Source organism: Rhodococcus sp. 06-221-2 (genome assembly GCF_002258365.1).
Classification (GTDB): domain Bacteria; phylum Actinomycetota; class Actinomycetes; order Mycobacteriales; family Mycobacteriaceae; genus Rhodococcoides; species Rhodococcoides fascians.
The window spans coordinates 206,070-216,039 of sequence record NZ_NOYJ01000004.1 but is presented as its reverse complement, the minus strand read 5'-3'; the positions used below and the strand labels follow the sequence as shown (position 1 = coordinate 216,039).

The 9,970-nt window shown below is 63.5% G+C and carries 9 protein-coding genes; all 9 read right to left on the bottom strand.

Going from position 1 to position 9,970, the window contains the following annotated elements; translation table 11 throughout:
* Window positions 1-176: 176 nt before the first annotated feature.
* The 9 genes from CH281_RS02180 to CH281_RS02140 all read right to left on the bottom strand — a co-directional run bounded on the left by CH281_RS02180 (window position 177) and on the right by CH281_RS02140 (window position 9,965).
* The gene (locus CH281_RS02180) at window positions 177-1,055 is read right to left on the bottom strand and encodes a hypothetical protein (protein WP_094692719.1); all 879 of its coding nucleotides are present in this window, start codon (window positions 1,053-1,055) and stop codon (window positions 177-179) included.
* 58 nt (window positions 1,056-1,113) lie between these two features.
* On the bottom strand, window positions 1,114-1,791 hold the full coding sequence (locus CH281_RS02175) for a hypothetical protein (RefSeq protein WP_032365277.1): 678 nt from the start codon (window positions 1,789-1,791) through the stop codon (window positions 1,114-1,116).
* Between the two features lie 83 nt (window positions 1,792-1,874).
* Window positions 1,875-3,122: an MCE family protein gene (locus CH281_RS02170; protein ID WP_032365276.1), complete on the bottom strand. Its 1,248-nt coding sequence runs from the start codon at window positions 3,120-3,122 to the stop codon at window positions 1,875-1,877.
* On the bottom strand, window positions 3,119-4,384 hold the full coding sequence (locus CH281_RS02165; protein WP_094692896.1) for an MCE family protein: 1,266 nt from the start codon (window positions 4,382-4,384) through the stop codon (window positions 3,119-3,121). The genes CH281_RS02170 and CH281_RS02165 overlap by 4 nt, the downstream gene beginning before the upstream one ends.
* A gap of 29 nt (window positions 4,385-4,413) precedes the next feature.
* On the bottom strand, window positions 4,414-5,694 hold the full coding sequence (locus CH281_RS02160; RefSeq protein WP_032365274.1) for an MCE family protein: 1,281 nt from the start codon (window positions 5,692-5,694) through the stop codon (window positions 4,414-4,416).
* The gene (locus tag CH281_RS02155) at window positions 5,694-6,692 is read right to left on the bottom strand and encodes an MCE family protein (RefSeq protein WP_032365273.1); all 999 of its coding nucleotides are present in this window, start codon (window positions 6,690-6,692) and stop codon (window positions 5,694-5,696) included. The genes CH281_RS02160 and CH281_RS02155 overlap by 1 nt, the downstream gene beginning before the upstream one ends.
* A complete protein-coding gene (locus CH281_RS02150) occupies window positions 6,689-7,756 on the bottom strand; it encodes an MCE family protein (RefSeq protein ID WP_032365272.1) in 1,068 nt (355 codons plus the stop codon). Before CH281_RS02150 ends, CH281_RS02155 begins: the two co-directional genes overlap by 4 nt.
* Window positions 7,753-9,108, bottom strand: a complete 1,356-nt coding sequence (locus CH281_RS02145) for an MCE family protein (protein WP_094692717.1) — start codon at window positions 9,106-9,108, stop codon at window positions 7,753-7,755. The genes CH281_RS02150 and CH281_RS02145 overlap by 4 nt, the downstream gene beginning before the upstream one ends.
* Complete coding sequence (locus tag CH281_RS02140) at window positions 9,105-9,965, bottom strand: MlaE family ABC transporter permease (protein WP_032365270.1); 861 nt, start codon at window positions 9,963-9,965, stop codon at window positions 9,105-9,107. The genes CH281_RS02145 and CH281_RS02140 overlap by 4 nt, the downstream gene beginning before the upstream one ends.
* Window positions 9,966-9,970 lie beyond the last annotated feature (5 nt).

Sequence of the window (9,970 nt, the reverse complement as noted above, 5' to 3'; positions counted from 1 at the left end):
GCCGTCGAGCATCGAATGGTTGTCCCGAACAACCAGGGCTCGCCCCAAGCCAGGACGCAAACGCGATGGTAGACCTGGCCAGGGACACCGACGGAGACCGTGAAATCAACGAAAAGCCCCGTCCGAGCAGCGCTGACGCTGCATCGGACGGGGCCGAAGTATCGACCGGTCGGGGTCTACTGGTCGTCGATCGCCGACAACTTCCAGGTGCCGTCGATCTTCTCCATGTTGACCGTCAGAGGGCCTTCCGCACTGCCGGAGGCAACGCCGTTCTGAGTCGCGCTGATGTTGACGTTCGCGATCAGTTCGGCCTTGTCGTCCTCGAGTCGCGAGACGCCGATATCGGTGACCATTGCCTCGGTGCCGGTATCGGTTTGCACCACAGCAGATTTGGTGGTGTCGGCGGTGGAGTTGAACTCGTCGAGCATCGACTGATTGAGCACCGCCCGCGCCGCGTCGAAATCTGCATCGATCGTCTCGGCCTTGTACGTGTACAGGGTCTGCAGAGCGTCGGTAGCTGCCGACGTCACCTCTTGCGTCGCCGAAGAATCCACCCATGCCTTGTTGTCGATCGTCGCGAACGGCTTGAATGCAGCGACGGCTGCGAAAGCACCGAGAACCACGGCGATGACCGCGACCACGATCACGTGCTTGAACCCGATACCCGACGCCGACTTCGGCGATTCGGTCGTCTCGGGCGAGGTCGAGGTCGAGGTGGGCGCGACCGGTTTCTTCAGCCCGGCCCTGGACGGGCGCGACTTGTCCTGCTGCGTGTCGACGGGCTGCGTCTCGGCTGGCTGTGTAGTGGCCGTATCCGTCTCGACCGGATCTGTCTTGTCCAGTCTGGGCTTCTTCGACGCGGGTGTGGTGCCGACTGCTGTCTCGGTAGCCGTGGCGTCGGGTGCCGTTGTCTCGGCAGCCGTGGTGTCGGGTGCCGTTGTCTCGGGTGCCGGTGCGCCGGTCTCGGCCGACGTCGGCTTGGCGGTGCCGGCTACCTTTCGACGTACCTTGCTGGTGGTCGTGGGGGGAACGATCTTGCGACGCTGGGGAGGCACTGCAGAACTCCTTCGAGGCTTACTTCTGTACAGATGGACGACGGCGCTGCCGGCAAACTCAATTGCCGCCGGTGTTCGGCTGGGGGGCCGGCGTCGCTTCCGTACTGGGGTCGACCGCGTTGGGGTCGGTGGGACCACCCGGTTCCGTCGGAATGACGGGATTGGTGTTCGGGTTGTCGAGAGAGATCCGCGAACCGATGGGATCGACCTTGTTGGTCTTCCACACCCCGTCTACGTCTTCCATGGCCATCCGCATGGTCAGCTTGCTGCGCTCCACCCGGTCGGGCCAGGTGGTGGTCGTGGCGATGACGACGAGCGCCGTTGCGGTGTTCTCGTCGGTGCTCAGCTCGGTGAGGGTGCCGTGCAGGACCTCGGCCTCGCTCTTGGCACCGGACTGACGAACCTGATCGGTGATTCCCGAACGGGTCTGCTCCAGATCGTTGAGCATCAGATCACCGGTGATCGAGGACTTCATGTTGTCGAACGACTGGTCGATGTTGGCTGCATCCACAGTGTTCAGGTTGACCGCAGCCTGCTGAGCGCCGGTGAGCGCCGCATCGCGGGTGTCGGCGGTGGGCTTCTCACTCAACAGCGCCGTGCCCCAGCCGTATCCGAAGAACACGGCCGCTGCGAGCGCCGCCACGGCAATCACCGTGACGACGGCCAACAGAATCTTTGCTGTCTTGCTTGACCCTGGAGTCGCGGGCGACTCCAGGGTTTCGGTGCTCGAGTTCACACTGTCACCCTACTACTCGGTAATATCCGGCCGAACCGCTCTCGGCCCGATAGTAGTGCTGAGCAGCAGTTCCTTCGGCCCCGCTACTTCGGCGTGACGCCGAGGAGCGGTGCCAACTGGGTGGCGATGGGGTTGAGGTTGAGCTTCTCGGGATCGACCTTGGGCTTGAGGTCCCACGGCTGCGGCACGTCCGGATCGGCGAACACGATTCGGTTCGCGCTACGGACACCGGTGACGCTGCCCTGCGGCGTCGCGCAGTTCGCGTCGAGGTTCAGTGGGTAGTTCTCCCGAGTCTCGTCGAAGTTCGGATTCTTCCGCTTCTCCTCGTCCAGGATGGCCTGGCTGCCCTCGTAGCCGACGGTGCACGGCGGCGGGTTGTTGGTTTCGAGCAACAGACCCTGATGGATAGTGCCGTCGTTCGGGACGATGGTCGAGATACCGGCACCGAGTGCAGGCAGGAACGTCAGGAACGGACGGAGCGCGACCGTCCGCGGCTCGGCCTGAGCCGCGACCAGGGCCAGATTGTTGATATCGGTCGTCAACGCCGGGCCTGCATCGGTGATGAGACCACCGACCTGGTCTCCGGCAGCAGTTCCGGTATCGATGAGACGACGGATATCGGGATCGCTCGACTTCAGCTGAGCCGTCACCTGATCCAGGCTCGTGCTGAATTCGCGAATCAGATCCGACTGCTCGGATTGAGTGTCGAGCACCGGCACCGCGTCACGAACCAGCGACAGAGTCTGCGGCAGAGCCTCGTTGGCCGACTCGGAGATGTTCCCGAGCGAATCGACCAGAGACTGCAGGTCGTTGCCCTTGCCGTCGAACGCGACACCGAGCTCGTTGACCACATTGGTCAACGTGTCCAGCGGCACCGACCTGACCAAGGTGTTCGTGTTCGCGAGCACGTCCTCCACCGGAACCGGCGTGGCGGTGTCGGCCTGTGCGATTTCCGAACCGTCCACCAGGAACGGACCCTGATCGGACTGCGGCTGCAGGTCGACGAACTGCTCGCCGATCGCGGAACGGTTCGCAACGACGGCCTTGGTGTCGGCCGGGATGTCGGGTCCACCGTTGTCGAGTTTGAGCGCCACCCGGACACCGTCCGACGTCAACTGCAGATCGCCGACGGTTCCGACCGGCACACCGCGGTACGTCACCTCGGCATTGGAGAAGATGCCGCCGGAGTCGGCCAGGTTGAGTGCGACCTCGTACTGCCCGAACCCGAGCATGTTGTCCAGGCGGACGTACTTGCCACCGACGTAGATCAGCCCGAGCAGGGCGACCACGACGAACGCGACCAACTGAAAGCGAACGAGCTTCGATCTCACTGTCCAACTCCGAATCGTTCGAGCAGATCGGTCACGGGAGCCAACGGGTCGAACGGTGCAGGCTCGGCAGCACCGGCGGCCTCACCCGTAGGCGCACCCGGTCCGGGAACCGGCGACGGAATGATGGGCGGCAACGGCAGCAGCGAGATCGTCGGCCAGCCCGGACGCGGGCCGTTTCCGTTGTAGTACGGATTCGACGGATCCACGACCGGCAACGTGTTGCCGTACTTCGGCTGGATGTAGACCGGATCGCCCTCTCCCACACCGAAGTTCCGCAGCGCCGTACCGATCGAGAGATCCAGCGAGAGGAACAGGTTGGCCGAGTTGCCCTCGATGATCTTCTCGGTGCCGTCCGCGAACGGCAGTGTCGGGATCACCGCGAGGGAGGTGACGACGTCGTCCGCGGAATCGGCCAGGGCCTGCAGCGTCGGACGCAGTGCACGCAGATCTGCGATCAGGTCGTCCTTGGAGCGATCGATGACATCGGTGCCGACGGCCCCGAGTCGATCGAGTGCCCCGAGCATCTCGGTGAGCTGCGGGCGTTGCTTCTCGAGAACTTCCGTCGCGATCGGCAGGTCTTTGAGAACTGCGTCGATCTTGTCGGTCTGCGAGTTGACGCGACCACTGAGAGTGTCGAGACCGTCGATGGCGCGGGTGATGTCGTCGCGCTGCTGATTGAGACCGTCGATCAACGTATTGGCCTGCTGCAGAAGCTCTTTGGTCTTGCCTTCGCGACCGTCGAACGCCGTGCTCAGCTCTTTGACGATCGGCGAGAGCTGCCCGACGCCGCCGCCGTTGAGCAGCAGCGACAGGGCACCGAGTACCTGCTCGATGTCGGTTGCATGGCGGGTGCGATCGAGCGGGATCGTGGCACCGTCCTGCAGACGTGCAGCCTCTTCGTCACCGGGAGGTGCGGAGAGCTGCACGAACTTCTCACCGAGCAGGTTGGTCTGCTGCACCGACGCGATCGCGTTGGCCGGCAGATCCACGTCGGAGTTCAGGATGACGTTGACATCGGCGGTCCACCCGTCGTTCGGCACCGAGATGGAGTCGACGCGACCGACGGGGACACCGTCGACCTTGACGGTCGACTGCGGCACCAGGTCCAGCACATCGTCGAACTGCACCGTCAGATTGAACGGGTTGTCGCCGACGTCGGCACCACCGGGCAGCGGGATGGCATAGATGCCGGCCGACGAGCACGCGCCGGCAGACAGCGCCACCACGCACAACCCGGCTCCGAGGGTCAACGAACGTTTCACGCGAGCTCGATTCCGATTCACAGAGGTCATCACTGTCCTCCCCCGATGAGCGACCTGTCGAGACCTGGCATGGTGGTGGACCCCAGTCTCGGCGAGACGTTGCCCGGCACGGTGCCCGGCACGGACACGTTCTGCTCGATGTCGTTGGTGAGAACCCCGAACGGCAACACAAGCCGATTCTGGTCGGCAAGAGGAGCCTGGATCATGGTGGTGATGTTGGCGCACTGATCGATGATCGGCTGAATCTGCGCACCGAGCGCCTCGAAACGCGGGTCACCGGGCACCAGCTTGCCGAGGTCGAGCAATCGGCAGACGGTTCCGAGCGGATCCTGGGTCTCGTTCTGCAGATTGGCACGCGATGCCAGCGTGCCCGATTCTGCGTCGTAGGCGTTGACCAGGTTGCTGATGGCCAACGGCAGCAGCGTCAGAGTTTGCACGAGCTGCTCACGGTTGTCGGCGAGGGTCTGAGTGGGGACCACCAGACCGTTCGCTGCGGTGGTCAGCTCGGTCCGGTTGTCCGCCACGAACGTCGCCACGTCACCGAGGGACACCGAGAGCTGCTGCAGGGCGGCTCCCAGGTCCTCGCGCTGGCCCGACAGGAAGCCCGTCAGATCGGCGAGCTGACTGTTGAAGTTACGAACCTGCTGATCGTTGACGGCCAGCGCACTGACGAAGGTCTGCAGATTCTTGATCGTGTCGAAGACATCGGAGCGCGAGTCGCTCAACGTACGGCCGGCAGCCGAGAGCTGAGTGATGCTGTTGCCCAACGCTTCCCCGTTGCCGTCGAGGTTCGCCGCACCGGTGTTCACGAGGTCGGTGAGAGCGCCGTCCTTGTTCGCGCCGTCCGGACCGAGAGCAGTGGACAGATCGTTGATCGACTTGTACAGCTCGTCGACCTCGACGGGAGTGGCAGTGCGATCACGGCCGATCGTCGTGCCGCTGGCCATGGTGTCGCCGCCGGTGTAGACGGGCGAGAGCTGGACGTAACGATCGGCGACAAGCGACGGGGTGACCTGAACGGCCTTCGCGTCGGCCGGAATGTCGATGCCGCGATCGACTCGCATGACGACCTCGACGTCCTCACCCAACGGCGTGACCGATTCGACGGTACCCACCTTGACGCCGAGAACTCTGACCTCGGATCCAGAGTAGATGCCGATCGACTTGTCGAAGTAGGCGGTGATCTTGGTCGAACCGGCCCTGGTGAACAGCCACCAGCCGGCGACGGCCAGAACCAGCGCCACGATCACGACGACCGCGATCAGTGCGAGCTTGTTCTTGTTCCTCGGTGCTGCCTGAGTCTCTGTCATCAGTTCCCCGCCAACGTATCGAGCGCGGGCTGGCGGTAACCAGGTATCAACGGAACTCCGGGTGGGGTGAGGTTGGCCAGAACGATGTCGAGCCATCGTCCGTTACCGGTCACGTTGGTGTAGAGCCGGATGAACGGCTCGTACAGCTTCAGCGCCCGGTCGAGATTGTCGTTGTTGCGTTGCAGGATGTCGATGACGCCGTTGAGCTGTTGCAACATCGGGTTGATGGTTGCCTCGTTGTCACGGACCAGACCGGTCAACTCCTGCGACACACGTTGCGTGCCGGTGAGCAGCTGGGAGATGGCCTGCTGCCGATTGTTGAGCTCCTCGAGCAGTGGACCCGCATCGGTGATCAGTTTGTTGAACTGCTCGTTGCGGTCGGCCAGCACCTTGGAGGTTTCGCCGGTGGCTGCGAACAACTTCTTGAGTTCCTCGTCGCGGCTGGCCACCGTCTGCGACAACCGAGTCACGCCGTCGAGCGAGGCTCTGATGTTGGCCGGGGTCTCGGAGAACGCGTCGGACAACGTCCGCATGCTGGTGGCGAGCTGATCCGTGTCGATGTCGTTGATCGTCGACGCCGCCGCCGAGAACGCGTCGATGACGTCGTACGGAGAGGTGGTGCGCGCCAACGGAATCGGATCTTTCGGGCTCAGGGTGTCCGAGCCACTCGGATCCAGTGCCAGGTACTTCTGCCCCAGCAGAGTCTTGATGGCGATGGCCGCTCGCGACTCGTTGCCGACCCAGGCGTCCTGCACCGTGAAGTCCACGAGCACCCGGTCGCCGTCGAGCCGCACGTCGGTGACCTTGCCGACCTTGACCCCCGCGATACGGACTTCGTTGGACGGCTTCAGACCTGCGGCTTCACTGAACTCCGCGGTGTACACCGAACCTGCACCGATGATCGGGAGACGGTCGAGGAAGAAGACCGACATCGTGGCGAGCAGGATGATCGCGATTCCCAGTGCCCCGATGGTGGCCGGACTACGTCGAGATGTCATTGCTTGATCCCCCCAGCTTTGCAGCGCTCTGCCGAGTTCGTGTACAGGGGCTGATTGACGGTCGGAAGCCCGGTCGGCAAATTCAGGTTCGGCGAATACCCCGGTCCGGCGACGATGTCGATACCGCAGAGGTAGAACGTGAACCAGGATCCCTGCTGAGCCGTACGAATCAGCTTGTCGAGCTTGACCGGCAGATTTCCGAGGACCGCGTCCACGTCGGCGCTGCGTCGATTGATGGTCTCCGACAACGTGTTCAGCGCTGTGACCGAACCCTGGATCGACGGCCGTGTCGGCTCGAGCAGGTCCGCGGTGGCGTTGGTCAGTCCGGCCAGCGAGGTCACGGCCGAGCCGACGACGTCGCGGTCGGCCGACAGGCCCGACACGAGCTGCTGCGTGTTGACGATGAGGCTGTCGAGTTGCCCGTCGTTCTGGTTGACCGTGGCGAGCACGTTGTTGAGGTTGGTGATGACCTGACCGATGACCTGATCCTTGTCGGCCACGGTGTTGGTCAGACTCGCAGTGTTCTTGACCAGTTCGTTGATGGTGCCCGATTCCCCCTGGAACACCTGGATGATCTGGTACGAGAGCTTGTTGACGTCATCTGCGCTGAGCGTGGTGAACAGCGGGCGGAATCCGTCGAACAGAGTCGTCAGGTTCACCGCGGGCTTGGTGCGCTCGAGCGGAATGGTCGCTCCCCCGGTGATCTTCTTGCCCTGATCGCCCGAACCCTGCTCGATGGCGATGTAGCGCTGACCGACCAGGTTGCGGAAGCGAATGGTGGCAGTCGAACTCGCCGGCAGCCAGTCGCGACTGCTCAGCGTGAAGTCGACCTTCGCCTCTCGTTCGTTGGCGATCTCGATCTTGTCGACCTGCCCGACGCGAACGCCGGCGATTCGGATCTCGTCACCCTCGTTGAGCGAGGTGACATCGGTGAACATGGCCGAGAACTTGGTGCCGCCACCACCGCTCGAGTTCGCGATGGTGAAGGCCAGGGTGGCCGTGGCGATGATCGTGATCACGGCGAACACGACCAACTTGATGATCGGCGCGAGAAGGCCTCTCATGGCACGGTCACCTCCGCTCCTCTCAATGCCGGTGCGCCGAGTGCAGCGGCCCACGACGGAACAGTCTCTGGTGCAACACCACTCGCTTGTCCGTAGATGACGGCAAGAGTGTCACGCTCGAAGTCCGAGCCCTCGTAGCTCGCGGGCTGCGCAGACGCGGAGACAGCGGGAACGATGGAACTCTGAGCCGACTTCGGTGGGCCCTGCCCGGGGATCTCCTGCGGGCCGGGATTACGGGTCGGTACCTGGTAGGACCCGTCGTTGACCGAACCTCCCGGGTACTGCGGGAAGAACTCTCCCGGTGCTGCCGGCTCGAAGCAGGTGGCTCCGCGGTCGTCGAACAGCCGTGGCTCGTCCTGGTTCGGCAAGTAACGGCCCTTCGGGTTGACGAACGATGCGGACACGTTGATTCCGGGGTACTCGTCGCCCTCACCGAGGACGATCTTGCCGCGCCTGGCACCTTCGGCGAACTGACTGAAGGTGCAGCCGAACGTCGGCGAGAACTCGGCCAGCAAATCGAGAGCCTCTCGCGAGTTCGAGGCGAGACCGATCAGATTCTCGGAGTTGACCTGCAAGAAATCGGCGGTCGTGTTCGATGCCGACGTCAGCGAGCCGTAGAGCGTCTCGAGGCTGGACTGCCGCTCGACGACCGTATTACCCGTCGTACGTAGGTTGTCCAGCGCCGAGATCAGCTCCGGTGCCGCGTCTGCATAGGTCTGGGAGAAGTCGGCGAGACCCACCAGCGTCTGCTGGATGTTCGGCAGTTCGGTGTTGAGACCGGAAACGACATCGGTGAGGTCGTCGATGGTCTGTCCGAGCTGCTCGCCGCGTCCGCTCAGGCCCTGCGCCAGTGACCCGAGGGTATTGGCGAGGTCCTGCGGCGGGATGGCTTGCAGCAACGGCAGCAACCCGTCGAGCAGCTGCCCGACCTCGATCGCGTTGCCGCTGGTGTCCTGTCGAAGAACGGTGCCGTCGGAGATCGGCGACGCCGAATCGTTCTCGGGCACGATCAGCGAGACGTAGCGCTCGCCGAACAAGGTCTTCGGCAGCAGCCGCGCAGTGGCATTCGACGGGATCAGCGGAGCCTTGTCCGGATCGATGGCGAGCTGCGAGGTGACGACGCCGTCGACGGTCGACGCCGAGCGCACCTCGCCGACGATCATGCCGCGCACCTTCACATCTGCGTTCATCGGCAGAGCGTTGCCGACCGAGTCGGTTTCGAGGCTGACGTTGACGACCGATTTGAACGTCTTGTTGTAGGAGGTGATGCTCCATCCGAGAAACAGGATGAGTACCAAGAAGAACGCAAGTCCGAGCAGTACTCGCTTCAGTCGCGACGGCGAGTCGATCATCCGGCAACCCTCACTGTGGTGGTCGTGCCCCAGATGGCGAGGCTCAGGAAGAAGTCCAGTACCGCGATCGTGACGATCGCCGTACGTACTGCGCGACCCACCGCGACGCCGACGCCTGCCGGTCCGCCGGAGGCGTGGTAGCCGTAGTAGCAGTGGATCATGATCAGCACGAACGCGAAGATGAGCACCTTGAGGAAGGAATACAGCACATCTTCTGGAGGTAGGAACAAGTTGAAGTAGTGGTCGTACGAGCCGGACGACTGCCCGTTGAAGATCGTGCTGATTCCGCGGGAAGCGACGTACGAGGCAAGCAGACCGACGATGTAGAGCGGGATCACCGCGACGAATCCGGCGATCATGCGGGTGGTGACGAGGAACGGCACGCTGGGCACTGCCATGACTTCGAGTGCGTCGATCTCCTCCGAGATACGCATCGCGCCGAGCTGGGCGGTGAAACCACAACCGACGGTGGCGGACAGTGCAAGCCCGGCCACGATCGGTGCAATTTCACGGGTATTGACGTAGGCGGACAGGAAGCCGGTCAACACCGAGCTGCCGAGCTGTTCCAGGGCGGCGTAACCCTGCAGACCGACGACGATGCCGGTGAAGCCGGACATCATGACGATGACACCGATGGTGCCGCCGATAACGGCGAGCGCGCCGCTGCCGAAGGTGACCTCCGCCAGCAGGCGGAGAACCTCCTTCTTGTAATGGACTGCGGTCTTGGGTATCCACCCGATGGCCCGCAGATAGAACGACATCTGCTCGCCTGCGCGATCGAGCACGTTGAGCGGGGCATTGCCGACGCGCTTGACGCGCATCAGCGTGCGGTCACCGCGACCTCTGGCGATCGTCATCGCGG

Excerpts from the sequence above, each read along its gene's own strand:
- CH281_RS02150 (WP_032365272.1), bottom strand. The coding sequence starts at position 7,756 with ATGAGAGGCCTTCTCGCGCCGATCATCAAGTTGGTCGTGTTCGCCGTG.
- CH281_RS02140 (WP_032365270.1), bottom strand. The coding sequence starts at position 9,965 with ATGACGATCGCCAGAGGTCGCGGTGACCGCACGCTGATGCGCGTCAAG.
- CH281_RS02160 (WP_032365274.1), bottom strand. The coding sequence starts at position 5,694 with ATGACAGAGACTCAGGCAGCACCGAGGAACAAGAACAAGCTCGCACTG.
- CH281_RS02145 (WP_094692717.1), bottom strand. The coding sequence starts at position 9,108 with ATGATCGACTCGCCGTCGCGACTGAAGCGAGTACTGCTCGGACTTGCG.
- CH281_RS02155 (WP_032365273.1), bottom strand. The coding sequence starts at position 6,692 with ATGACATCTCGACGTAGTCCGGCCACCATCGGGGCACTGGGAATCGCG.